Here is a 23,976-nt window from a genome sequence, read left to right as displayed (position 1 = left end):
GGCAACGGCAAAGCGGCTGGGCCCCTCACCTTTATATCATACTGAACAAATCCACCTGGCTCGTTTCGGGCAGACTGCCCAAAGCGCCGACGGCGCGGAGCTTGTCAAAAACAGACTGCGCCACACCGCTGGCCTGCTGCAATTCCTCCACCGAGATATACTCCTGCCCGTGCATCGTAGCCTGTTCCAGCGCAACGGCGGCGGCATCACCCAGACCGCGGATGGCTGTGAACGGCAGACGCACCTTGCCGTCCTCAACCACGTACTTGCTGGCGTAGCTCCTGCCCAGCTCGATGGGCAAAAACTCGCAGCCGCGCTGCAGCATTTCGTTTTCCAGCTGCAGACTAACCAGCGCGTCATCGTCCTTGGCGGTGCGCTCGTCCTTGGGGATCTTTTCGTTGTCGCGCAGGTGCTGCTTCGCCACACGGACGCCGCCCACGGCGGCCTCGTAGTCAATATCCGCGCCGCGCACCGTGAAGTACACCGCGTAGAAGATGGCCGGGTGGTAGACCTTGAACCACATCAGGCGGATGGCCGCCATCAGGTAGGCCACGGCGTGGGCCTTGGGGAACATATACTTGATCTTGCGGCAGGATTCAATATACCAGTCGGGCACATCGTGCTCGCGCATGGCTTCCTCCCACCCGGGCTTGAAGCCGCCCTTGGCGACCTTGCCCTTACGCACGGCCTCCATGATGTCGAACGACATCTTCGGCTCCAGTCCCTTGCGCAGCAGGTACAGCATGATGCTGTCACGGCAGCCGATGACCTCCGCAATCGTGCAGGTGCCCGAGCGGATCAGCTCGTCGGCGTTGCCGGTCCAGACGTCGGTGCCGTGGGACAGGCCGGAGATTTGGATCAGCTCGGAGAAATTCTTCGGCTGGGCGTCCAGAAGCATCTGGCGCACGAAGTTCGTGCCCATCTCGGGGATGCCGAACGTGCCGGTCTTGGAGCCGATCTGCTCCTCCGTCACGCCGAGGGCCTCGGGGCTGGTCAGCAGACTGTAGACCTTCTCGTCGTTCATCGGGACGGAATCAATCGGAATGCCGGAGTATTCCTCAAAGAACTTGTAGAAGGTCGGCACATCATGGCCCAGCTCATCCAGCTTGAGCAGCGTATCGTGCAGGTATTTAAATTCAAAGTGGGTCGTCAGCAGACCGCCCTTGACGTCGTCCGCCGGGTGCTGGATGGCGCAGAAGTCGTAAATGTCGAAGGTATCCGGCACAACGACCATGCCGCCGGGGTGCTGACCCGTCGTGCGCTTGACGCCGGTGCAGCCCATAACAAGGCGGTTTTCCTCGGCGCGGTTGACGGTCTTGCCGCGCTCCTCGAGGTATTTTTTGACATAGCCGTAGGCGGTCTTATCCTGCAGACCGGAGACCGTGCCCGCCTTGAACACGTTTTCCTTGCCGAACAGCTCCTCGGTGTAGCGGTGGACGTGGGACTGATACATGCCCGAGAAGTTCAGGTCAATATCAGGCTCCTTGTCGCCGTAGAAGCCGAGGAAGGTCTCAAACGGGATGTCGTGGCCCTCGACGATCATCGGCTTGCCGCAGACCGGGCAGGTCTTGTCGGGCAGGTCGAAGCCGTCAAAGTGTACGCCATCGTTGATCCACTCGCTGTGCTTGCAGTTGGGGCACAGATAGTGCGGCGGCATCGAGTTGACCTCGGAAATGCCGGAAAAGTGTGCGACGGCGGATGAGCCGACGGAGCCGCGGCTGCCGACCTGATAGCCGCCCGCATTGGAGTAGGCCACCAGACGCACGGCAATGACGTACAAAACGGCGTAACCGTGGCCGCAGATGGAGTCCAACTCCTTTTTCAGCCGCTTTTGCAGCACATCGGGCAACGGGCTGCCGTAGTCGCGCGCCGCATGCTTCCACGTGTCGTCGCGCAGCTCCTGTTCCGCGCCCGGGATGCTGGGCGGGTATGTGCCCTTGGGGATGGCGCGCAGGTTGTTGTCGATGGTCGCGGCGATCTTGTTGGGGTTCGTCACCACAATTTCATACGCCTTTTCCTGCGGCAGATAGCTGAAATCCTCCAGCATATCGGGCGTGGTGCGGAAGTAGAGCGGGGCCTGGTTGTCCGCGTCCTTGAAGCCGTTGCCGGCCTGCAGAACAGCGCGGTAGATCCAGTCCTCCGGCTCCTGAAAGTGGGAGTCGCCCGTGGCGACAACCGGCTTATGCAGGTCCTCGCCCAGCTTTATGACGGTGCGGTTGAAGTTTTTGATGGCCTCGATCGAGTCCACCTGCCCGTTGCGCACCATGAATTCATTGTTGCCGAGCGGCTGCACCTCAAGATAATCGTAATAATCGGCAATGCGGAGCAGCTGTTCGTAGGGCTGACCGGCCACGATTGCCCTGTAAAGCTCACCTGCTTCACAGGCTGGGGAGAGCAGCAGGCCCTCGCGGTACTGGTTCAGCAGGCTGCGCGGCACGCGCGGTTTCTTAAAGAAATACTGCGTGTGGGCGGCGCTGACAATGCGGTAGAGGTTCTTTAAGCCCACCTGATTCTGCACCAATATAATAAGGTGGTAGTATTTTTTCTTCAGCACCTCTTTGTTGCCGCCGAGGCCGGTGTTGATAGACTCCACCGTATGGATGTCCTTTTCCTCGAGGTCGGTCAGCATGACCTCATAGATGCGGGCCAGCGCCATGGCATCATCGACGGCGCGGTGATGGTTGAAGGGCGGAATCTCGAGGTGCTTGTTGATGGTGTCCAGCTTGTAGTTGCGCAGCCCCGGAAAGAGCGCCTGCCCCATCGGCAGTGTGTCGATATAGGTGTTCTCGTCCCAGCTGACGCCCGCCTTCTCCCCTGCTTTGCGGATGAACAGCATATCAAAGCTGTGGGCGTTATGGGCCACAAGGATGTTGTCCCCGCAAAATTCTTTAAAAGCGCGGATGGCCTCCTCGGGCGTCGGGGCGTCGGCGACCATGGCATCGTTGATGCCGGTCAGGTCAACGACCTTCTGCGGGATCGGCTTGCCGGGGTTGACGAAGGTGCAGAACTTCTTTTCCTCGTTGATCTTGCCGTTCTCGACATAGACCGCGCCGATCTCGGTCAGGCGCTCGGTGTTGGAGTCGAGACCCGTCGTCTCGGTGTCAAAGACGACGAACGAGCCGGAGAGCGGCATCTCGGCGCTGCCGTAGACTGCGGGGATCATGTCATCGACGAAGTAGGCCTCACAGCCGTAAATCAGCTTAAAGTTCGGGTCTGTTTCGTGGATGGCATCGGTGGCCAGCATCGCTTCGGGGTAGCCCTGGCAGACGCCGTGGTCGGTGATGGCAATGGCGCGGTGGCCCATGCGGTGAGCCAGACGCACGATCTTGCCGGGGTCGTTGAAGCCGTCCATCGAGCTGGACTTGGTGTGCAGGTGCAGCTCGACGCGCTTTTCGCCGTCGGGCGCGGTATCCTGGCGCTGCTCACGCTCGACCTGCAAAACGTCGTAGGGCATGATGACAAAGTCATGCTCGTACTTGTCGTACATATAGTTGCCGCGGACGATGAGGGTCGTGCCGGGCTTGAGGCCCTCCCACTTGGACATATCCGCGCCTTCTTCCCCCATGACCTTAAGGTTGACGGAGCCGGAGTAGTCGGTGATGGAGGTAAAATAAATCTTGCGGCGGCTGCCCTTGACCTCGGTAGCAAAGACGTCGCCCCAGACCGTGACCTTGCCGCCGTCGCCCAGATCGTTGAGGCGGCGGGTGTCGGTGGGCTTGAACTGCTTGCCGTAGAACAGCTTGACCGGCTTGTTCGTGAGGGCGAGACCTTCAATCGTAAAGTCGGGCGGTGTCTCCTTGGCCTCGAACTTGACAACGGGGGCCTTTTCCTGCAGGTACTGCTCAAACTCCTCCTCGGTGCGCGCCTTACCGGAATCGGCCAGGCGGACAACAGGCAGACTTCCTGTGCGTTCCTGGATCATCTCGGCCAGCACGCGGGGCAGCTCGACGCTCTCAAGGATCTGGCGGCCCGCGCTGACGTGGACCGTGATGCCGTCCTCGCCAAAGGTGACGGGCTCTGACTTATCGAGGAAGCCGTTGACCGGCATTCCCTTTTCTTTCAATTCCTCGATCATCAGGCGCACGGCCTCGGGGGTGATGTTCGGGTAGGCAAAGTAGCTGCGGACTTGCAGCTCATACCCGGCGAACACCTCGGCAAGGGACGCACAAAGACGCCCGCACAGCGCCTGATCCAGAGGTTCAGCACTGCGCAGGCAGATGACGACCTGTCTTTGTGTGCGGTAAAGCTCCACACGGTCCACAAGCACACTGCCGAACGCCGCGCAGAACTGCTGGTCCGCCGTAAACTGCGGCCAGACCTGGGTGACAAATGGTTTCAAATGGGGGTACCTCACAAGTGGGTGTAGAGACAAGGCTTCCTCCGAGGGGCTGCGCCCGCAGGCGCGTGTCGGAGTGCAACCGCCGTAGGCGGCTCTTGGCACGGAGACTGAAGCTGTCCGCGAAGCGGACTGATGAGGGCGAAGTTGCCGGGCATTACCCGCAAACGGATTGCCGAGGACAGCTTGCCCCTCATCCGGCCCTGCGGGGCCACCTTCCCCCAAGGGGGGAAGGCTTTAAGGGGTCACATCTTATGGATCTCGTCCAGCAGCTGGCCGACAATATCGCCCTTGAGCATACGGATCTTCTCACCGCGGATGAAAAGCAGGGCCTCGTCCTTACCGCCGGCAATGCCGATGTCGGCGTCGGATGCCTCGCCGGGGCCGTTGACAACACAGCCCATAATAGCGATCTTGAGCGGCTTCTTAAAGCCCTCATCCCGCAGACGCGCCTCGACCTCGTTGGCGATCTCGATCATCGGGTACTGGGTGCGCCCACAGGTCGGGCAGCTGATGATCTCGGGACCGGCGACGGCGTAGCCCGCCGCGCGCAGGATGTCATACCCGGCGTAGACCTCGTTCTCGGGTTCATCGGTCAGACTGACGCGCAGCGTGTCACCGATGCCCTCCATCAGCAGACCGCCGATGCCCATACCGGACTTGATGAGGCCCATGCGGTTGCCGCCGGCCTCGGTCACGCCGACGTGCAGGGGGTAGTCCGTCTGGCTGGCCAGCAGACGGTACGCCGCCATCATGCGGGGCACGTTGCTGGATTTGATCGAAATAACGATATTATCAAAGTCGTATTTTTGCAGCAGCCGCACATGGTACATGGCGCTCTCCACCATGGCCTCGGGCACGGGAGCGCCGTACTTGGCCAGGATGTGCTTTTCGAGGCTGCCGCCGTTGACGCCGATGCGGATGGGCACATTTCTGGCGTTGCAGGCGTCGGCCACGGCCTTAACGCGGTCATCATCCCCGATGTTGCCGGGGTTGATGCGAATTTTGTCCGCACCGGCATCCAGCGCTGCAAGCGCGGCGCGGTAGTCAAAGTGGATGTCCGCCACAACGGGGATGTCCACCTTCTCTTTAATGGCAGCCACGACGGCGGCGTCCGCCGGGGTGGGCACGGTCACGCGGACGATCTGGCAGCCCGCCTTGGCGACGCGCTCTGCCTGGGCCACGTTGCCCGCAATATCCTTGACGGGCACATTCAGCATCGTCTGGACGGCAATGGGGTTCGTGCCGCCGATTTTAATGTTGCCGATCTTGACTTCTTTTTTTAATTGACGCTGCATCGTAGTTCTCCTTATAAGAATCGTGAAATATCGTGCATCGTGACCAGAATCATCAGCCACACCAGCGCCACCGTACCCGCCGTGTTGATCACGCCCTGCACGCGGGGCGGCACAGGATGGCCGGTCAGACCCTCCCACGCAAGGAACAGCAGCTTGCAGCCGTCCAGCGCCGGGATGGGCAGCAGGTTAAAGATGCCGACGTTGATGGTCAGCAGAGCCAGCAGGGACAGTACCTCCCGCCAGCCGTAGTGCACGGCCTGGTTGACCGCCGACACCGTGCCGAGGGGGCCGGACAGTTCCTCCACGCCCACCTTGCCGGCGAGCAGGTCAAAAAAGCTGCCCAGAATAGCCCTGCTGTAGTAAATATACATATCGCAGGTCATGACAATGACGTGCCGCAGGTCCTTTTTCATCGGCTCAACGCGGAAATCCATGCCGTACAGCACATTGCCGTCCGCGTCGCGCGTCGGGGTGAAGGTCACATCCTGCAGCTCCAGGACCTCGCTGCCGCGCAGGACCACCACGTTGTAGGTTTCCTCCTCACCGGTGTAAAACATATCGGTTATGTCGTAGAGCGTCCAGCAGGGGTTGCTGCAAATCTGCAAAATCGTGTCGCCCTCCTGCAGGGCTGCGGAGCTTGTGGCGTTCTCGCTGAAATCCGCAATCGTCGTGCTGCCGACCTTGCCCATGGTAAGGACGAGCACCAACAGCACCGCGACGCCGAGGATAAAGTTCATCAGCGCACCGCAGAGCGTGACAAAAAAGCGCTGCCAGGCGGTGGCATCCTCAAATTTCTGGCCGCTGACGACCAGTGGGAAAAGCGTGGTTTTGCGCGGCTTCGGGGCTGGCGGCGGTGCGCTCTCCCCGCTCTCGTCCTCCTCGTCAGGCAGGGGGCTGAACAGATTATAGCCGCCCAGCGGCAGCAGGCGGACAGAATAGGTCGTTCCGTCACGGGTCGTGGACCACAGGCGCGGGCCAAAGCCGATGGAAAATTCCTCGACATGGATACCGCAATGGCGCGCCGCCATAAAGTGGCCCAGCTCATGCACCAGAATGACGCTGCTAAACACGAGCAGCGATGCCAGCCCGGTCAGCAATGCAGTCATAGGCACCTCACAAGTAAAGTATTGGACGTAGAGCTGTAGGGGCCGGGCATGCCCGGCCCGCGCGTGTATGGCAGACAGGAGTCTGCCGGAAAGCTGAGGGCCGCACATGTGCGGCCCCTACCGGGCAGTTCCAATCAGATATGTGCCTCCACATAGGCTCGCGCCATGCGGTCACACTCGTGGACGTCGGCAAGCGTGTAGTCGCCGCCGAAGGAATCACTGTCGACGATGCCCTCGACCAGGCGGCCAATGTCCAGGAAGCCGATCTCGTCGCGCAGGAAGTGCGCGACGGCGGCCTCGTTCGCACCGTTGGCGGCGCAGGGAGCCAGACCGCCTTTGCGGATAGCCTTTTTGCAGGCTTTGAGGCAGCGGAAGGTCTCGTCGTCCGCCGTTGCAATGCTCAGCTTGGTCAGCGCGGTGAAGTCCAGCTCCGGCACGGGGCTGGGCAGGCGCTCGGGCCAGGTCAGCGCATACTGGATGGGAATGCGCATGTCGGGCACACCGAGCTGCGCAATGATCGAATGATCCGCAAACTGCACGGCGGAGTGGATGATGCTCTCACGCTGGACGACGATCTGAATCTTATCCTCGGGCAGACCGAACAGCCACGCGGCCTCGATCAGCTCCAGACCCTTGTTCATCAGGGTCGCAGAATCAATCGTGATTTTGGCGCCCATATTCCAGTTCGGGTGCTTGAGCGCGTCGGCCTTCGTCTTGGTGCGCAGCTGCTCGGTGGTCATGCCGAAAAACGGGCCGCCGGAGGCCGTCAGCAGGATCTTCTCCAGCGTTTTGGCGCTGTGCTGATCCTGCAAGCACTGGAAAATAGCGCTGTGCTCGCTGTCCACGGGCAGCAGGTGGACGCCGTGCTTTTTGACAGCATCGGTCACAAGATGGCCGCCCGTGACGAGGCTTTCTTTGTTGGCCAGCGCCAGGTCGTGGCCGCTCTCAATCGCGGCCAGCGAGGCATCGAGGCCCGCAATGCCGACAACGGCGTTCAGCACCGTGCCCGCGCCGTCCATACAGGCCAGCGCGCGCAGTCCCTCCGCGCCCTTGAGCAGCTTCGGCGCGTCGGCCTGCCCGGCCAGCGCGGCGGAGAGCTTGTCAAACGCGGCGGGGTCGGTGACGGCGACGTACTTCGGGTGGAACTCCGCGATCTGCGCCAGCAGCTTATCGACGCTGGAATTGGCGGACAGGCCGAACACCTCATAGCCGTGCATACGGCAGACGTCCAGGCTCTGGGTGCCGATGGAACCCGTGGAGCCCAAAAGTGTGATGACTTTACTCATTTTTACGATTCCTCACAGCAGATAGAAGAAGTAGCGTACCGCGATGGAAACAAAGGGCGCGATGAACATGACGCTGTCAAAGCGGTCCAGAATGCCGCCGTGCCCCGGGAAGATCGTGCCGTAATCCTTGATGCCGACCTGGCGCTTGACGGACGACGCGAACAGGTCACCCAGAATGCCCAGCACTGACGCCACGGCACCCATGCCCAGCAGCACCAGATAATGCTTCGGCTGCACCTGAATGCTGATGACGTTGTATTTGGCCGACAGCAGCGAGTAGGCGAGCGTCAGCACACAGCCCGCAGCCATGCTGCCCAGCACGCCGCCCACAGCGCCCTCCACGGTCTTGTGGGGGCTGACGATAGGAGCCAGCTTGTGCCTGCCGAACGCACGGCCCGCAAAGTAGGCCGCGGTGTCGCCGCCCCAGGCAAAGCAGAGGATCAGCAGAATGAAATAAATCGCGTCATAGCGATATTCTGCGAAGGGCAGCATCCGCTTTAAGTGGATGAGCGAGTAGAAGCAGAACGTGATGACGCCCGAGAAGTAGACAAACCCCGTCAGCTTACCGAAATCCAGTGTTTTGACGTGGGCGATCTGACAGACGTTGTAGAACAGCACCGTCAAAAAGGCCGCGGGCAGCAGCAGGCCGCGCACCATCTGCGATGTGCTCAGCATGACCAGCAGCGTCAGCGGCACAGCGGCGGCATAGAGATACCACTGCTTTTTGCCAAAGCCCATAGCGGAAAAAACCTCATGGATGGCAATCAGGCAGACGGCACTTAATACCAAGTCAAACAGGAAGGTGTCAAAAAACGCCAGCACAACGGCCAAAACGCCCAGGCCGACAGCGGCGGTGATGATGCGGGTCTTCATAAACGGTGGTTTCCTTTCGCGGAATCGTTTTATTCAATGATGCAATAACAGCCTATGCGGGCGTGTCGCATGACATGCCCGCACAGGCTATCGTTCATGGAGAGATCAGACCTCCATGATTTCCTTGTTCTTGTCGGCGCAGGTGTCGTCGATCAGCTTGACATATTTGTCGGTCAGCTTCTGGGTCTCTTCCTCCAGCTTCTTCTGGTCGTCCTCGGTGAGCTCGCCGGCCTTCTTCATGGCCTTGAACTTGTCCATGGCGTCGCGGCGGATGTTGCGCACGGCAGTCTTGGCGTCCTCGCCCTGCTTCTTGACATCCTTGGTCAGCTGCTTGCGGCGCTCCTCGGTGGGGGCCGGGAACACCAGGCGGATGACCTGGCCGTCATCAATGGGGTTGATGCCGATGTCGCTGGTCTGGATGGCCTTGGAGATGGGCTTGAGCATCGAGCGGTCCCACGGGGAGATGGTCAGGATGCGGGCCTCGGCGACAGCGACAGCCGCGATCTGCTGGATGGGCGTGGGGCTGCCGTAGTAATCGACCGTGATCTTGTCCAGAATGGCGGGGTTGGCGCGGCCTGCGCGGATGGAGGCCAGCTCATGGATGAGGTGGTTGACACTGGCATTCATTTTTTCTTCAAAGGGTTTCGTCGTGCTGCTCATAATGAAATTCTCCTTATTTTAAGATAGTATAGGGGGAAAATATGAATTTTTCAATTTGTGCTTTTGCGTCTTATTCCCTGACCAGGGTACCGACGCTTTCGCCCTTGACAGCCTTGGCAATGTTGGCGGGCTGGCCCAGATCGAACACGAGGATGGGCAGACCGTTGTCGCGGCAGAGGGTCGCGGCGGTAGAGTCCATGACGGCCAGGCGCTCATCCAGCACGCGGGTGAAGGTCAGCGTGTCGTAGCGCACGGCGTCGGCGTACTTGTGGGGGTCCTTGTCATAGACGCCGTCGACCATCGTGGCCTTGAACATAGCGTCCGCGCCGATTTCCAGCGCGCGCAGGGCGGAGGCCGTGTCGGTGGAGAAGATCGGGTTGCCGGTGCCGCCGCCGAACACGACGATCTTACCGCTTTCCAGCGCGGCAATGGCCTTGTCGCTCGTGAAGCACTCGGCGACCTGCGGCATGAAGGAGCTGGTCATGACGACGGCATCCACACCCTGCTGGCGCAGCGCGTCCTTGACAGCCAGCGCGTTCATAACGGTGGCCAGCATACCGATCTTGTCGGCGTCCATGCGGTCCATTTTGCCGCTGGAGCGTCCGCGCCAGAAGTTGCCGCCGCCCACGACGATGCCGATCTGGGCACCGAGGTCGTGCGCAGCCTTGATGCCCGCGCAGATGGAGGCGATGGTCTCCTCATCAAAGCCCGTGCCCTTGGGGCCGGACAGAGCCTCGCCGCTGACCTTCAGAAGAATACGTTTATACTGAATTGCCATAAAAAACACCACCTGTAGTTATTTTGGCGGTCCGCTGTGCCGTGCAGGCATAGTAAACCATTCTCTTTGTATAACATTTTACAATAATTTGGGCTTAAAGTAAAGCGGTGTGGAAAAAAAATGAGGCTGCCCGTCTCCTTAAAGCCTTCCCCTGTGGGGAAGGTGGCCCCGCAGGGCCGGATGAGGGGCAGGTTTGCCACAGCGATCCGTTTACGGGCAACAGAGGCAAGGTTTCCCCTCATCAGTCAGCGGGCGGGGCCGCTGACAGCTTCCCCCGAGGGGGAAGCCATGCAGCAAAAAAGCGCTGCCCCCTTCCAAGAACAGCGCTTTTACTTACTGCATCGAAGTATCCGCTACCAGAACCGCCAGCTCCCGGCGTATCAGTCTGCGGCGGTTCTGCCGGTCAGCGAGACGCTCGGTGGGCGAGGTCAGCACCATGCCGTCGAGCGGCGGCGCGGCGGGCAGCGTGAACTGCAAGCTCATACCCGGCCCCTCCCCTACGGTCAGCGCCCAGCCCATGGCGCTTGTGTAAGCGGCAACCAGCGGCAGGCCCAGCCCGCCCGCGTGGAGCAGGCGTTCGCTCCATTGCCCCTCGGTCAGCAGGGCGGCGGCATCGGGCGGCAGACCCGGGCCGTTGTCCCTGTAGCAGAGCCGACCCGGCGTGCAGAGCAGCATAATGTGCGCCGCACGGTCCGCGGCCAGTGTGTTGGAGACAAGGTTCGTCAGCAGACCGTTGAGCAGCGAGACATCCCCCGTCGTGGGCAGCACGTCCAGCCCGTCGGCCTGCAGCGTCACGGTAAAGGGCAGCGCGTACTGCGCGGCCTCCTCCTGCAAAATACTGCAAAATTCCCGCAGCTGCCCCAGCAGGTCGATGGGCTGCGGCACACAGGTGCCGTGCAGCAGCGCCGCCGTGGCGGCATCCGACGCCTGGTCCCCCAGCCGCCGCAGGCAGATCAGCTGGGTCTGCAATTCCTCGAGCAGCGGCATCAGCTCGGCGCGCTCTGCCGGGTTTACCGCGTGCCGCAAGCGGTCCTGCAATACCTCAAAGGCGTTCTCCATGCTGTCAAACGAGCGCCGGAACCGCCCGCGCAATCCCCCGCGCAAGGCCAGCAGTGCTGTATCCTCGTTCCTTCTGTCCATGGAAAACGCCTTCTTTCCTAATTTATACAGTCGGTTCCAGTCGGCGGCGCAGCTCCTTGAGCAGCCCCTCAAACAGCTGCCCGTTGGAGAGCACGCCGTTTTCCGGGCGGCCGCAGTGCAGGCAAAGTCCGCGGTACGGCTCCGCACCGCGCTTGGACATACCCGCCGACATCCGGTTCAGCGCCGAGGTCACAGTGCCGATCTCGATGTTCTCCTCCGACGCGACATACTGCTGCAAATCGCCGATCTTCTGCGGGCGCTCCGCGTACAGCGCGTAGAGCAGCATCCGCTCGGCATAGCGGTAGCCGTTCAGTGTGGACCGCGCACCGAAGTCATCCAGCACATCCTCACAGCAGCGGCGCAGGTGGTAGAGCCGATGCTCGTCGTCCGTTGTGCCCATGTGGTAGATCTCATCGAAAAGATTCTTCATCCCGTAGGGGCGCAGCATGATCCGGTACTGGGCAAACAGGCCCAGCGCCTTGCGCGCGGCGGTTTCCTCCGGCACGGGCACCAGCACAAGGACTGCCGGCTCCGGGTCCAGCTGCATCGTGCTGATCTCCTGCAAGACCTGCGTCACGGACGGCTTGGTCAGCAGGGCGTCGAGCACAAGCACCTGCGGGCGAAGGCCGCCGTGCAGCAGCTCCAGTACCTCCTGCCCCGTCGATGCAATGGCCGCGGCGCGAACCTCGTCCCCATGGGTCCGGGCGAACAGCCGCATGGAATCGCGATCCATGCGGGAGCTGAATGCAAACAGTGCCACCACGGCGGAGGTTCGGGGCAGCCTGAGCGCCTCTCTCTGCTTTTGTCCGGCTGCTTCCGGACGGTCATGCAGCAACACCGCCATGTCAGCCCACCTTCGATCCACAGAGGTCATGCAGTATCGCGGAGATCTGCGCAGGCTCCACGGCGTTTTCGTACAGGAAACGGGTCAGCATCCCCGCGCGCTCCTCCTCTATCTCACACAGCATACACGCTGCCGCCCGTGCCCCGTCGCGCTGGACAGTGATGACAAACGCATCCGCCTCCTGTGTCAGCGTATAGGTCACGGTTCCGGCGCATTGCAGGTCATCCAGCGCAGAAAGCTCCCGCTGGTAGCTTGCAATCAGCTTGCCTTGCATAAGGTTTCCTCCCCACATAGGTTGAATTCTTGTACCTTTAATGAGAATACTATAATTCAACCCACGCGCTGGATTCAATCCACATTGCCTATACGTTTTTATACGGGCACTGCAAGATTTGTACCATTATAGCACTATATAAAGAGAAGCGCAAGATGCAGGCGGAATTGCACCTGTTACAATATAAATTCGTATGTTACAGGATATGTCCGGCGTTGCAAACAAAATCTGCATTACCCCCTTGACTTTTTGGCAGAAAAGAGGTACACTTATCAAGTCGAAATGACATGGGCCTGTAGCTCAGTTGGGAGAGCGTTCGGTTCGCATCCGAGAGGTCAAGGGTTCGAATCCCTCCAGGTCCACCAATTTGCCGCATCGTTTTGTACGATGCGGCGTTTTTTATGCCTAAAAAACTTTGGCAGACCGTGCCGGGCTCCGAACCCTGAAGTCGGATGCGAACCGGGCGGGGTCATCCATGTACTTTTTGAAAATCCATCGGTTTCACGCTTCTTTCTTTGAATTTTGCATGATGCTGCGGGCAAGCACATCGCTTTTATGCCCCTTTTTCGGAAATTTCTTCAAAAATTTCCGCACCATCGTAGGTTGACACAGCCTTGAGCTGCTCCACTTGATTGAAGCTAGCGTTCAGCGTAGCTTCTGCGATGTCATCCATCACCCGGAACAGTGCATCGTCCAGTTCAAGATACTTCCGCCCCAGCTTTTCATCCAACAGCCGCCGGAACTCACGTTCGAGTTTGTCATGTTCGCAAGCTGCTCGCTGATAGCGAGGTGCTTTCATCAGTTCCGTCCATATTGGACGTACCATTTTGTCATAGTAGGTCAGCATAAAGTCTTTATCCATAGGCATCCTCCTTTTTGAAATGTGTTGTGGGCAAAAATAAAAGCGCAGCTCCTATTCATTCAGAGTAGAAGTTGCGCTTTGCGGCTAGTTTGTGTATCAAACCATCACTATTTATTTTTCTGCTTCGATGCACTGCCGTAGGACATCACAGAATGCCATATCATCATCTACGGCAGCGATTGCAGCGTTGATCAAGGTCTCCCGGTCAGTATTGCCCCAGTTGATGTGCAGTCCATATTCTAATGCCATGCAGCGAATCAACTCACGGGTGCTGCGGCCATTTCCCTCGCGGAAGGGATGGATGATGTTCAGCTCTGCCATCGTCTGCGACAAATTCTGAATCTGCTTTTCTTCATCTTGTTCGGCAAGCAGCTTCTTGGAGTGAATGTTTTTGAACACACGCTCCAATTCTCGGTCAATCAGGTCTGGCGGGTAGAACATCGTGTCGCCCTTGCTGATTTGTTCCTTGCGGATATGTCCTGCAAAGGGGTACACATCTTCAAAAAGGAAACGGTGAATCCGAAACAGATGAGTTTTGGTAAAACGTCCCTTGATTGGCTCCTGCAACAGAGCCATCTGTTTTACCGCCGTAAATTCTTCTTCGGCCCGTTTAAGTTCTGCTTTGTCACGGATGTCCAGCTTGTTAATCAGAATATCCGTATCGGGGTAGCAGTACATGGATTGCACCGTGGTATAGACATCGTACTTCGAGAACATAATCAGCCCTTCTTTGCATACTTTGCGCGCAGTTCATTCACGACTTGCTGATAGCTGGCCTGACCGTTGCCGATGCGGTCAAGGTTGCTGCGCGTATCTTTGCTGATGGTCATGCCCTCAATAGCAAAGGTGCCGTACACATTGCGAAGGTTGCTCTTGTGTTGAGCGGAAGTATTGTGCTTTCCATTCATAAAAGTGTCCCCTTATCGATTTCTTGGTTAATGATAGTTTTACTTATTTATAGTCCGTACTCTCATATATCTTGCATACTTGAAAATCAGTTTTATGCCACACTTTATCAAAGAAACTTTCGATCAATGTAGGAGCTTCAACAATTTGAATAATATGGTGGCTTTTTCCGATTGAGTTAACTGATGTTCCGAGCGACCAAACGCGTGTTTTGTTAATCTTATATTTTAGAATCAAGTATCTATCGTGAAATCTGCTTCCATAATCACTATATACCGTCCTAAATGATAAGTCAATATCGCAATCCGTTGGAAGTGCAGCTTCTAATAATTGTCTGAATTTGATTTTTGCACTTTCAAACTTGCTACTTTCTGAGGCTTCATTTTCTAAAATTTCTCCAGATGCCTCTTTGTTTTTGACGATTGTATGTAAATCTGTCAAACAATGAATATGAATGTCTCTTTTTTCGCAAAAAACAACTGTGTCAAGAATATCTTTTGATGACAAGTATGGATCAATGATACAAATTTCTTGTAAATTCCAAATCAGACGGGGGTCATTAATGATCTCTCGTATATCCACAAGTGCCTCATTGTGCTGATTTTTATAGTATACATTAAGATACTTTTGGGCTTGAAAGAAAACATCTTCCCATCTTTGCTGACGTCTACCAGCTTCCATCATCTCATCATAAACATCGATTGATCCAAACCATTGCATGTCATTTAGTGGAATCAAAATGTCTTCACCATTAAGGACAATTCTACGCCAATCACGATGGGCTGGAATACATACAAGAGGATATGAAATTTGTGCACGATAATTTGAAAAAACAGATTGATCTGTTGTATATCTAAACATGATTAGATTCGTTCGACTGTCTGTTGCAGTTATTGTCGTTCTACATTGGCTGTCGTCTGCTTCTGCAACTATACGTGGAACGCCCGGTTTTAGGACAATATTTTTGTCATAATAGGTATACACTAATTGATCGTGCTCTTGTTCGACATGAAAGTGCAATTTAACTCTGCATTTAACATCTTTAGCTAACTCGAACTGGTGAGTTATACCATTTTTTCTCAAACGAATCGGTTTAACTTTAAGAGTTTCATTTTCAAATTTACAGACAATATTTCCAATGCGATCATTTAAGTCCACCAATTGATAGGTAAGACCTCGTTTGTCTATTTCCTTCTGAATTTTCTGTATATCACTATCTGTTAAAATCTCTTTCAGGTTCTTCTTTCGTGCATATATTTCAAAAATATAGTAGCTACCCATAAAATTTGATCCATACAGAGATTCTTCAACAGGAATTGAACTCCGATAAATACATCCAGCGGGTCCGTTTTCTGCAACATATTTTATAGAAGAAACAAATGGGTCATCAACTTTTTGGCCTTCTTTTATATAAGCATCTTTATAGTCCCAAACATTGGAATTTATTGTAGCATGAACACAATGCCAAAAATTTTCTTTTGTCATTATGTAATGTGAAGCAAACAGTATTAATCCTCGATTCTTGTTGATGGTTGTTTTCAACCGGCAATCTTGGTATGGCGTTGAATCTTCTTCAGCTTTATACTTTTTTGAAAAATGAACGTGAGTGAAATAGTTCCATGCTATACTGGTTTTTCTATCTAAAAGGACAAACTGATCCACATAGCAGTACTTATAGTTTCCAGTACTCTTGCTATTAAGCAATACGTATAGATCTCTCTCCCATGTGCCACCATCTGTCAGATGAATCTTTTTGCGCCAAAGAAGTTTTCTTGAAATTTTTGAAAGATTCATCTGCATGACTAACTCTCCTGACATTTGTACTATCTGGTTGACTAAAATGACGTGTCCCTATCTTTTAGTCTATCCTTTATCTGTAAGATTGTCAATTCGTAACGACAATTCTCTAATTAGAACAAAAACGCAGCTTCCATTCTTCCGAGTGAAAGCCGCGCTTTTACGGTACATCGTGTTTTATTGTGGATTAGGATGTGATACATCTGAACCCCATGTGAGCTATATCTCAAGGGCCTGTAGCTCACTTGTCCGCCAACCATATTACGCCCCAAACAGCTTCATCCTGAAAATCAGCGACTTGGTGGTCGTACTTACAGTCAGGAAAGTCCATTGGGCTGGCAGGACATTTTATATGGACGAATATACGTTTATTTTTCTTTTCTCACATTGCATAAGGTGTGCACAAAAGTGAGACTGTTGGGAGAGCGTTCGGTTCGCATCCGAGAGGTCAAGGGTTCGAATCCCTCCAGGTCCACCATATTGTGCAAATCCGAGTTCAATCTTCTTCGTGAAGCATTGTTTCGGGTTTGTTTTTGTTTTAGAGGGTGCGGATCCGTCCGCATCCTCTTTTTTCTGTGTATCCGGTATAGCCTGGCGCGGCGCGGCTGTACCTCTCTGATGTTTGCTTTTTAACAGGCAGTATTGACATTCGCTGTGCAAATGGTTATAATTAGAACTGTTCTATTTGAGCCTTGCAAAGGAGTGATGCAGTTGCTGCCCATATTGAGCTACGTACAGCACTACAAAAAGTACCATGCAGCGCGGTTTGAGGTTGCTTCCGTACAGTACGGGCTGAACCAGCTGGAAATTGACATCCTGCTGTTTCTGCACAACAATCCAGACTGCCGCACGGCCAGCGACATCTGCCGCTACCGCGGTCTGGCAAAATCCAATGTATCGGCGGCGGTGGAGCGGCTGCGCGCACGCGGCGTGCTGACGGTCTCCCCTGCGCCGGACAACCGCCGCCAGCGGCTGCTGGGCTTTGCGCCCGATGCCCTGCCGATGGTCGCGGTACTGGCGGACATCCAGCGCTGCAGCTTGGAGCCGCTGTTTGCGGGCTTTACGGCGCAGGAGCAGCAGACGCTTCAGGACTATCTGCGCCGCATGGATGCAAACCTCCTGCGGGAGCTGAACAAGGAGTAAGAATATGACCTATCTGGTAGCATTCATCGTCTGCTTTATTGCGGGCATCGGCGCGGGACTGGGCACAGGCTTTGCGGGTATGAGCGCCGCGGCGGTCATCAGCCCGATGCTCATTACTTTTTTGGGGATGGACCCCTACATGGCCGTGGGCATTGCGCTGGCCAGCGACGTGCTGGCGAGTGCGATCTCTGCCTACACCTACGGCAAAAGCGGCAACCTGGACATTAAAAACGGCGCGGTCATGATGGCGTCGGTGCTCTGCTTCACGCTGGTTGGCAGCTATGTGGCCAGCCTCGTGCCCGGTACAACGATGGGCGGTTTCTCAACGTTCATGACGCTGCTGCTGGGCGTCAAGTTCATCGTGCGGCCCGTCATGACGACCAAGAGCGCGATGAACGCCGTCAGCGTACAGAAGCGGTTCGCGCAGTCGCTGCTCTGCGGCGCGGGCGTGGGCTTTATCTGCGGGTTCATCGGTGCGGGCGGCGGCATGATGATGCTGCTGCTTTTGACCTCCGTGCTGGGCTATGAGCTGAAAACTGCCGTCGGAACGAGTGTTTTTATCATGGCGTTCACGGCCTTCACCGGTTCTGTCAGCCATTTTGCGATTGGCGGTGTACCGGATTTGTTCTGCCTGATCTGCTGTGTGCTGAGCACGCTGCTCTGGGCGCGCATTGCCGCCAAGTTCGCAAACAAGGCCGAGCCCGCCACGCTGAACCGCGCGACAGGCGTTGTGCTGGTCGTGCTGGGCGCGGCGATCCTGGCGGTGAATTATTTGTAATTTCTAGGGCAATACCGCATAATTCTAAGTGCCGATACGGCGAGCGAGGTACGGCAGCTGCTAAGCCAAAAGCGCAGATAATACTTTGTGTATTATCGAGCATTTTGGCAACGCAGATGCCGTGCCGCAGCCGCCGGAGCGGTGCTTAAGCCGTAAGGCGGGAATTATGCGGTGTTGCCCTAAGCCTTCCCCCGCGGGGGAAGCCACGCAACCAACAAACAACAAAGCCGAGCAGTTTTTACGCTGCTCGGCTATTCTTATGCCTTCTTAGCCTCCCCTTCCGGGAAGACGACGAACAAGCCACCCTCGCGCACCCACTTGGCTGCGGCAGGATGCTTTTCCGCAAAGGTATTCCAAAGCTGCATGACAGCCCTTCCTGTCAGCTGTTGCGCAGGCGGCTTTCCAGCTGTGCGTTGAGGATGATGTTTTTAACAGCCTCGACGATGACCTTCAGCAGACCGATGACCCAGAAACCCTTTGCCTCCAGCACGATGCCGTCCACCATGCCCATGCTGATGGCACCGCTTGTCATCTTGGCCAGCGCGCGCAGCGGCATGTTGTACTGGAACATCACGTTCAGGTTCGGCTTGCCGCGCTTGTAACTGGCGTTCAGCATCATCGTGAGCACAGCCCAGACCAGCCAGCACAGCGGGCTGCGGCTGTGGTTCAGCTCACCCAGGGTCATGTTGCGGTCAATTTTGACGGTATCCGCCGGGATGGGGCGGCCCAGCAGAATCTCCCACTCGGCATCGGGCACGCGCTGCACCTTGCCGCTGGTGTAGTGCGGCAGCGCCTTGCCCGCGTATGGGTTCGGTGCGCTCGTACCGTTCACCTCGACGGCGGCGGTCAGGCGGATGTCCGCAGAGCTCGCCCCTACGCGAAGCTCATACGTGCCGCCCTCGACCTCCCAGCTGTCGGTCTTTGTGTTCCAGTAGCGGAACGCCTTGTCGTCCAGCGGCAGGGTGACGGTCTTGCTCTCCCCTGCCTCCAGCCAGACCTTTGTAAAGGCCTTCAGCTCCTGCGCGGGGCGGAAGATCTGGGCGTCGGGCTTGGCCGCGTAGACCTGTACGATCTCGGCACCGGCGCGGCTGCCCGTGTTTGTCACGGTCAGGGTCACGCTGCGGGCGTCGGCTTTCAGCTCGCTGTAGGCAAAACTCGTGTAGCTCAGGCCGTAGCCGAACGGGAACGCCACGGGCACACCCGCGGTCTGGTAGTAGCGGTAGCCGACGTACAGCCCCTCGCGGTACTGCACGGTGCGTCCCGCACCTGCAAAGTTGTCCTTGGCGGGGGTGTCAGCGTGGGCGTTGGCCCAGGTCTCGGCCAACTTGCCGGACGGGTTGATTTTGCCGGTCAGCACATCGACCATTGCGCCCGCGCCGGCCTGGCCGCCGAGGGCGCCGTAGACGAGTGCCCTGCAGTGGGCCAGCCACGGCGTTTCCAGCGACGCGCCCGCGCTGACGATGACGACAGTGTTGGGGTTGGCCTGCTGCACGGCCTGCAAAAGCTCGATCTGGTTGTCGGCCAGCTTCATATCGGCGCGGTCCAGACCCTCGCTCTCCTTGATCTCGTCCAGCCCTAAGCAGAGCAGCACGGTGTCGGCCTTTTTCGCCAGCGCGACGGCCTCGGCTTTTTTGGCATCGTCCGGCTTGCCCTGGCGGTCAAAGCCCGCGGCAAAGCCGACGCTGTGCAGGCCGCTGTCTTTCAGGCAGTCAAGGAAGGTATCGACCTTGATGGAGTTGACGGCGCTGGAGCCTGCGCCCTGGTAACGCGGCGTCTCGGCAAAGTCACCGATGACGGCCACGCTTGCGCCTGCGGCCAGCGGCAGCAGATCGCCGTCGTTTTTCAGCAGGACGGCGCTCTCGGCAGCGGCGCGGCGGGCCAGCGCGTGGTGGGCGTCGGCGTCAAAGCTGCGGCTGTGGTTTTCCACGGCGGCGTGGGTGTCCAGTACCAGCGTCAGCAGCTCGTCCAGGCGGGCGTCCACATCAGATTCGGAAATTTTACCGGTCTCAACGGCCTTCAACAGCTCGCGCACGGCGTCTCCGCCGGGGGCGGGCATTTCCAGCGTAGAACCGTTCTTTACGCCCAGCGCGTGGTCATTGCTGCCGCCCCAGTCGGTCACGACAGCGCCGTCAAAGCCCCAGTCTTTGCGCAGGATGTCCTGCAAAAGGTGGGCGTTCTCGTTGGCGTAGGTGCCGTTGACGAGGTTGTAGCTGGACATGATGGTCTTGGGGTGTGCCTCTTTGACGACGATTTCAAAGCCGGTCAGGTAGAGCTCTCGCAGGGTTCGCTCGTCGACGACGGAGTCCGACGCCATGCGGCGCAGCTCCTGGCTGTTGACGGCGAAGTGCTTGGGGCAGGCGGCGATGCCGTTGGACTGGATGCCGCGCACGTAGGCCGCGGCCAGCTTGCCGGAGAGGTACGGGTCCTCCGAGAAATACTCGAAGTTGCGCCCGCACAGCGGGCTGCGCTTGGTGTTGAGGCCCGGCCCCAGCAGGACAGATACCTCCTGCGCGGCGGCCTCCTCCCCCATGGCTCTGCCGAGCTGTTCGCCCAGGGCGGGATTCCAGCTGCAGGCCACGGTAGCCGCCGTCGGGAAGCAGGTCGCGGGGACGCTGGGGTTCAGGCCCAGATGGTCCGCCGCACCCGCCTGCTTGCGCACGCCGTTGGGGCCGTCCGACAGGGTAATGGACGGGATGCCCGCATTTTTGTAGCCGCGGGTCGTAAAGACCGTCTCGCCGGAGAGCAGCGCGCATTTTTGTTCAAGGGTCAATTTGGTAATAATGTTTACATGTTTCATAGGTCACACATTCCTTTGGTGAATCAGGAGTCCTTTTTCTCGGTCTTGGCTGCCTTGCGGAGCTTGACGTCGATGACGACGCCGCGCACGGCGAGGGCGAACAGGACAACGGCCACGATGTCGATCAGGGCAACCAGATGACGCCAGCCGAATACAGAGGTCGTGAACGCATGGCGCACAGCGGTGGTGTCGCCGATGCTGTCAGCATAGTCGCGGTTGGTCACGCGGACATGCAGGTACATGTACAGTGCTTCCTTGGTGGCGCGGCGCAGGGCCTGCAGGTAGCTGTTAGAGCCGGTTTCAAAGGTCATAGCGCCGCCGGTGAAGCCCGCCATCCACAGGCTGCCGCCTGCGCGCAGGGCCTGGTCGCCGTTCATGTAGCTGTGGTGGTCGCAGTAGTCGGTGATGACCGCGCCGTCAAAGCCCCACTCGTCGCGCAGGATGCCGGTCAGCAGCGCCTCACTGCCGCCTGCCCAGACAGCGCCGATACGGTTGTAGCTGCTCATGAGACCGACTGCGTCGTAATCCTCGACGAGCATCCGGAACGGGCGCAGGTAGGTTTCGCGCAGGGTCTGCTCCGTCATCCAGGTATAGACGGAATCGCGGTAGATACCGCTCTCGCCGTCGTTGCAGATAAAGTGCTTGACATAGGTGTAGACGCCCGTCTGGTTTGCGCCGGTCACAGTGTTGCCGCAGATGACGCCGGACAGCAGGCTGTCCTCGGAATAATACTCATAGTTGCGGCCATTGAAGGGGCTGCGGTGCATGTTGGTGGCGGGGGCATACCAGCCGGTGTAGCCGTTCTGCAGGGCCTGCGTGCCGATGGTGCGGCCCTCCTCCTGGGCAAGGTCTGCGTTCCAGGTCTGGGCCAGCGTGCTGGAGCTGGGGAAGCCCGTGCCGGCTCCCATGCCGGTGAAGCCGCCGATCTGAGCGGGGCCGTCGGCGTCCTTGCTCTTGGACTTGCCGACGCTCTTGAGTTCGGCCAGGCCGCCGTAGGCGTTGATGTAGAGGTTTTCCATCTCGTCAACGGTCAGCTGATCCAGCAGGGCATCCCACTGGGGGTCGTTGAAGTCAGAGCCGAGCCGGAAACCGAGGTCGGTGGTCTCGCCGTTGTCCTCGATCTTCAGGCCGTTCTTAGCGCCGGTGGTAATAGTCTCATCAGCGTCGTTGATCCAGCCGTTGGCATCGTCGGCGGTGTAGAGGTTCAGCGCCTTGACGTTGTCGGTCATGGCACGGGTCGAGGTGTTCGTCTTGGGGAAGGTGCCCGCAAAGTCGGCGCGGGTCAGGTAGGTGATGTTCTGTGCGGAGTCGCTGCCGTCGAGGCTCACGCCGTCGATGGCGTCGCTGCCGGTAAACTTGTTGGAAACGGCATTGCCGGTGACGGTGTCCTCGGCATACTGCACGCCTGCGGGCAGGCTGCAGGTGATGGTCGCGTTGGCGTCGTCATCCACATCGTGGGCATCATGGCGCACGGTGAAGATGTAGTCACCCGCATCCAGCTCATAGCCGGTGAAGCCGTTGTGGTTGGCGTCGTAGGCATCGTAGCTGGCCATGTCGGAGACAGGAACCGTCAGGGTGACTTCCTCGCTCTCGCCGGGGGCCAGTTCCTTCGTCTTGGCGAACGCGCCCAGCTCAACGCTGGATTTTTCAATTTCCCCTGCCGTGTACGGGGCGGTATAGTAGAGCTGGACAACGTCCTTGCCCGCGCGGTCACCGGTGTTCGTGACGGCGACTTTGACGGTCACATTACCGTCCTTCGTCAGGGCGCTGCCGTTGGCGGTGGCGTCCGTGACTTTCCAATCAAAGCTGGTGTAGCTCAGGCCGTAGCCGAAGGGATACTGCACAACGGCGTCGTAGCCGGTGCCGTGCTCGTTGCTCTCGGCGTCCCAGTAGCCCTCGGCGTTGGCGGTCTCGTACCACTTGTAGCCGATGTAGATGCCCTCGGCGTAATCGACATAGGAAACCTGCTCATAGGCGTAGGGCGTGTCAAGGTTACCGCTCGTCGTGCCGTCTGCCGGGTAGAGGCCGTCGGCGTCGCTGTACTTGCCGACGCCCTCCAAACCGGCGTTCGCATAGCTGGCGGCGGTGGTCAGGTCATAAGCCCAGGTATCGGCGGTGCGCCCGCTGGGTTCGCGGTCACCCCACAGCACTTCGGGCACGGCAGTCGCGCCCTCGGAGCCGGACAGGCCGGCGATCAGGCAGGCATCAATGCCGGGGATCGTCTCGATCTGGCCCAGCTCCATGACATTAGTGGAGTTGATGAGCACAACCACATGGGCGTAATTTGCGCCGACGTAGTTCAGCAGATTTTCTTCCTCGGTGGTCAGCTCCAGCATCGTGCGGGTGTCGTCAACAACGATGTCGCCGCCCTTCTCGGTGCGCTTGTACTGCTGCTTGGTGGCGTCGTTGCTCTCGCCCGCCAGACGCCCGATCACGACAACAGCCGTATCGGAGAAGCTCTTGGCGTTGTCCAGCATCGACTGTGTATAGTAGGTCCGGTTGTTGATGTCAGGCTCATACAGGCGGCCGGACTGCTCGGGCCAGGCGCTCAGGGTGCGGGTGTACTCGCGGCCATCCTGGAAATCCTTGTACATGTCGGTCAGCTCGGTGTTGTACGCAACGCCGTAGGCGGTCAGCGCGGCCAGCAAATCGGTGTTGACGCCGGACACGCCGCCGGAGCCGGAACCGCCGCCCAGCCAGGCAGTGGAGGCCCAGCCAAAGGCGTTGACCTTCTTGTTGTCAGCGGCCAGCGGCAGGGTGTTGTCGTTGTTCCGGACAAGGACAGTTCCCTCGGCCTCGACATCAGCGGCCAGCGCTTCCGCCTTGACCTTGGTGTCGGCAATTTCAGCGTCGGAATAGTGGCCGCTGGGTGCGCCGATGAAGCTGTCAATGATGGTGGCCATCGTGGACAGAACGTAGGTGCCGACCAGTACAGCGACCAACAGGATCACGGACAGCACCAGACCGGTCCCGTGCAGTACGGGGTGCGGCTTGCGGACTTTGGGTTGCTTTGTCATTTGTTTTTCTCCTCTTTAAACAGTATACACCTGTCAAAAGCGGGCCCATGTTTTGCGTTGATTCTATTGTAGCAGATTGCG

General features: G+C 58.0%; 18 protein-coding genes and 1 tRNA gene. 3 read left to right on the top strand and 16 right to left on the bottom strand.

Annotated elements, in window-relative coordinates; genetic code table 11:
* Nucleotides 1-31: 31 nt before the first annotated feature.
* The 10 genes from B5D32_RS04800 to B5D32_RS04755 all read right to left on the bottom strand — a co-directional run bounded on the left by B5D32_RS04800 (nucleotide 32) and on the right by B5D32_RS04755 (nucleotide 12,595).
* Complete coding sequence (locus B5D32_RS04800; protein WP_412379502.1) at nucleotides 32-4,075, bottom strand: PolC-type DNA polymerase III; 4,044 nt, start codon at nucleotides 4,073-4,075, stop codon at nucleotides 32-34.
* A 506-nt stretch (nucleotides 4,076-4,581) separates the two neighbouring features.
* Nucleotides 4,582-5,634, bottom strand: coding sequence for a flavodoxin-dependent (E)-4-hydroxy-3-methylbut-2-enyl-diphosphate synthase (gene ispG / locus B5D32_RS04795; RefSeq protein ID WP_078783969.1), 1,053 nt, complete (start codon nucleotides 5,632-5,634; stop codon nucleotides 4,582-4,584).
* Nucleotides 5,635-5,645: 11 nt separating this feature from the next.
* Nucleotides 5,646-6,740, bottom strand: a complete 1,095-nt coding sequence (locus tag B5D32_RS04790) for a M50 family metallopeptidase (protein WP_159446986.1) — start codon at nucleotides 6,738-6,740, stop codon at nucleotides 5,646-5,648.
* Nucleotides 6,741-6,874: 134 nt separating this feature from the next.
* On the bottom strand, nucleotides 6,875-8,026 hold the full coding sequence (gene dxr, locus B5D32_RS04785) for a 1-deoxy-D-xylulose-5-phosphate reductoisomerase (protein ID WP_078783967.1): 1,152 nt from the start codon (nucleotides 8,024-8,026) through the stop codon (nucleotides 6,875-6,877).
* Between the two features lie 12 nt (nucleotides 8,027-8,038).
* Nucleotides 8,039-8,899 (bottom strand): phosphatidate cytidylyltransferase, encoded by an 861-nt coding sequence (locus tag B5D32_RS04780; protein ID WP_078783966.1) that lies wholly within the window; start codon nucleotides 8,897-8,899, stop codon nucleotides 8,039-8,041.
* A 105-nt stretch (nucleotides 8,900-9,004) separates the two neighbouring features.
* Nucleotides 9,005-9,559 carry a ribosome recycling factor gene (frr, locus tag B5D32_RS04775; protein ID WP_078783965.1) on the bottom strand — a complete coding sequence of 185 codons (555 nt, stop codon included), beginning with the start codon at nucleotides 9,557-9,559 and terminating at the stop codon, nucleotides 9,005-9,007.
* 70 nt (nucleotides 9,560-9,629) lie between these two features.
* Entirely contained in the window at nucleotides 9,630-10,337 is a 708-nt protein-coding gene (pyrH, locus tag B5D32_RS04770) for a UMP kinase (protein ID WP_078783964.1), read from the bottom strand.
* A 333-nt stretch (nucleotides 10,338-10,670) separates the two neighbouring features.
* Entirely contained in the window at nucleotides 10,671-11,477 is an 807-nt protein-coding gene (locus B5D32_RS04765) for a sensor histidine kinase (protein WP_078783963.1), read from the bottom strand.
* Between the two features lie 22 nt (nucleotides 11,478-11,499).
* The gene (locus tag B5D32_RS04760; RefSeq protein WP_078783962.1) at nucleotides 11,500-12,321 is read right to left on the bottom strand and encodes a response regulator; all 822 of its coding nucleotides are present in this window, start codon (nucleotides 12,319-12,321) and stop codon (nucleotides 11,500-11,502) included.
* Between the two features lies 1 nt (nucleotide 12,322).
* Nucleotides 12,323-12,595: a hypothetical protein gene (locus B5D32_RS04755; protein ID WP_078783961.1), complete on the bottom strand. Its 273-nt coding sequence runs from the start codon at nucleotides 12,593-12,595 to the stop codon at nucleotides 12,323-12,325.
* Nucleotides 12,596-12,884: 289 nt separating this feature from the next.
* Here B5D32_RS04755 and B5D32_RS04750 point away from each other — a divergent pair.
* Nucleotides 12,885-12,960 (top strand) — tRNA-Ala (locus B5D32_RS04750).
* A gap of 188 nt (nucleotides 12,961-13,148) precedes the next feature.
* Here the strand turns inward: B5D32_RS04750 and B5D32_RS04745 are convergent.
* The 4 genes from B5D32_RS04745 to B5D32_RS04730 all read right to left on the bottom strand — a co-directional run bounded on the left by B5D32_RS04745 (nucleotide 13,149) and on the right by B5D32_RS04730 (nucleotide 16,163).
* Complete coding sequence (locus tag B5D32_RS04745; RefSeq protein ID WP_078783960.1) at nucleotides 13,149-13,457, bottom strand: hypothetical protein; 309 nt, start codon at nucleotides 13,455-13,457, stop codon at nucleotides 13,149-13,151.
* A 111-nt stretch (nucleotides 13,458-13,568) separates the two neighbouring features.
* Nucleotides 13,569-14,174, bottom strand: a complete 606-nt coding sequence (locus B5D32_RS04740) for a Fic/DOC family protein (protein WP_078783959.1) — start codon at nucleotides 14,172-14,174, stop codon at nucleotides 13,569-13,571.
* A gap of 2 nt (nucleotides 14,175-14,176) precedes the next feature.
* Nucleotides 14,177-14,365: an antitoxin VbhA family protein gene (locus B5D32_RS04735; protein WP_078783958.1), complete on the bottom strand. Its 189-nt coding sequence runs from the start codon at nucleotides 14,363-14,365 to the stop codon at nucleotides 14,177-14,179.
* A 43-nt stretch (nucleotides 14,366-14,408) separates the two neighbouring features.
* A complete protein-coding gene (locus B5D32_RS04730; RefSeq protein WP_143402678.1) occupies nucleotides 14,409-16,163 on the bottom strand; it encodes a VPA1262 family N-terminal domain-containing protein in 1,755 nt (584 codons plus the stop codon).
* Between the two features lie 708 nt (nucleotides 16,164-16,871).
* On the opposite strand from B5D32_RS04730, the gene B5D32_RS04725 reads away from it, so the two are divergent.
* Both B5D32_RS04725 and B5D32_RS04720 read left to right on the top strand, forming a co-directional pair.
* Nucleotides 16,872-17,303, top strand: a complete 432-nt coding sequence (locus tag B5D32_RS04725) for a MarR family winged helix-turn-helix transcriptional regulator (RefSeq protein ID WP_159446985.1) — start codon at nucleotides 16,872-16,874, stop codon at nucleotides 17,301-17,303.
* A gap of 4 nt (nucleotides 17,304-17,307) precedes the next feature.
* Entirely contained in the window at nucleotides 17,308-18,081 is a 774-nt protein-coding gene (locus B5D32_RS04720) for a sulfite exporter TauE/SafE family protein (RefSeq protein WP_078783955.1), read from the top strand.
* Nucleotides 18,082-18,460: 379 nt separating this feature from the next.
* Here B5D32_RS04720 and B5D32_RS04715 read toward each other — a convergent pair whose 3' ends face one another.
* Nucleotides 18,461-20,878, bottom strand: coding sequence for a glycoside hydrolase family 3 C-terminal domain-containing protein (locus B5D32_RS04715; protein ID WP_078783954.1), 2,418 nt, complete (start codon nucleotides 20,876-20,878; stop codon nucleotides 18,461-18,463).
* A 23-nt stretch (nucleotides 20,879-20,901) separates the two neighbouring features.
* Nucleotides 20,902-23,895 (bottom strand): glycoside hydrolase family 3 N-terminal domain-containing protein, encoded by a 2,994-nt coding sequence (locus tag B5D32_RS04710; RefSeq protein WP_078783953.1) that lies wholly within the window; start codon nucleotides 23,893-23,895, stop codon nucleotides 20,902-20,904.
* Nucleotides 23,896-23,976 lie beyond the last annotated feature (81 nt).

The organism is Gemmiger formicilis (assembly GCF_900167555.1).
Classification (GTDB): Bacteria; Bacillota; Clostridia; order Oscillospirales; family Ruminococcaceae; genus Gemmiger; species Gemmiger formicilis.
This window is presented reverse-complemented; position numbering and strand designations above follow the sequence as displayed.

What these genes read in the sequence shown, in the direction of transcription:
- B5D32_RS04760 (WP_078783962.1), bottom strand. Translation starts at nt 12,321, where the DNA reads ATGGCGGTGTTGCTGCATGACCGTCCGGAAGCAGCCGGACAAAAGCAG.
- B5D32_RS04730 (WP_143402678.1), bottom strand. Translation starts at nt 16,163, where the DNA reads ATGCAGATGAATCTTTCAAAAATTTCAAGAAAACTTCTTTGGCGCAAA.
- B5D32_RS04715 (WP_078783954.1), bottom strand. Translation starts at nt 20,878, where the DNA reads ATGAAACATGTAAACATTATTACCAAATTGACCCTTGAACAAAAATGC.
- B5D32_RS04790 (WP_159446986.1), bottom strand. Translation starts at nt 6,740, where the DNA reads ATGACTGCATTGCTGACCGGGCTGGCATCGCTGCTCGTGTTTAGCAGC.
- B5D32_RS04745 (WP_078783960.1), bottom strand. Translation starts at nt 13,457, where the DNA reads ATGGATAAAGACTTTATGCTGACCTACTATGACAAAATGGTACGTCCA.
- B5D32_RS04765 (WP_078783963.1), bottom strand. Translation starts at nt 11,477, where the DNA reads ATGGACAGAAGGAACGAGGATACAGCACTGCTGGCCTTGCGCGGGGGA.
- B5D32_RS04780 (WP_078783966.1), bottom strand. Translation starts at nt 8,899, where the DNA reads ATGAAGACCCGCATCATCACCGCCGCTGTCGGCCTGGGCGTTTTGGCC.
- B5D32_RS04755 (WP_078783961.1), bottom strand. Translation starts at nt 12,595, where the DNA reads ATGCAAGGCAAGCTGATTGCAAGCTACCAGCGGGAGCTTTCTGCGCTG.
- ispG (WP_078783969.1), bottom strand. Translation starts at nt 5,634, where the DNA reads ATGCAGCGTCAATTAAAAAAAGAAGTCAAGATCGGCAACATTAAAATC.
- B5D32_RS04735 (WP_078783958.1), bottom strand. Translation starts at nt 14,365, where the DNA reads ATGAATGGAAAGCACAATACTTCCGCTCAACACAAGAGCAACCTTCGC.
- B5D32_RS04710 (WP_078783953.1), bottom strand. Translation starts at nt 23,895, where the DNA reads ATGACAAAGCAACCCAAAGTCCGCAAGCCGCACCCCGTACTGCACGGG.
- dxr (WP_078783967.1), bottom strand. Translation starts at nt 8,026, where the DNA reads ATGAGTAAAGTCATCACACTTTTGGGCTCCACGGGTTCCATCGGCACC.
- frr (WP_078783965.1), bottom strand. Translation starts at nt 9,559, where the DNA reads ATGAGCAGCACGACGAAACCCTTTGAAGAAAAAATGAATGCCAGTGTC.
- B5D32_RS04800 (WP_412379502.1), bottom strand. Translation starts at nt 4,075, where the DNA reads ATGATCGAGGAATTGAAAGAAAAGGGAATGCCGGTCAACGGCTTCCTC.
- pyrH (WP_078783964.1), bottom strand. Translation starts at nt 10,337, where the DNA reads ATGGCAATTCAGTATAAACGTATTCTTCTGAAGGTCAGCGGCGAGGCT.
- B5D32_RS04740 (WP_078783959.1), bottom strand. Translation starts at nt 14,174, where the DNA reads ATGTTCTCGAAGTACGATGTCTATACCACGGTGCAATCCATGTACTGC.
- B5D32_RS04720 (WP_078783955.1), top strand. Translation starts at nt 17,308, where the DNA reads ATGACCTATCTGGTAGCATTCATCGTCTGCTTTATTGCGGGCATCGGC.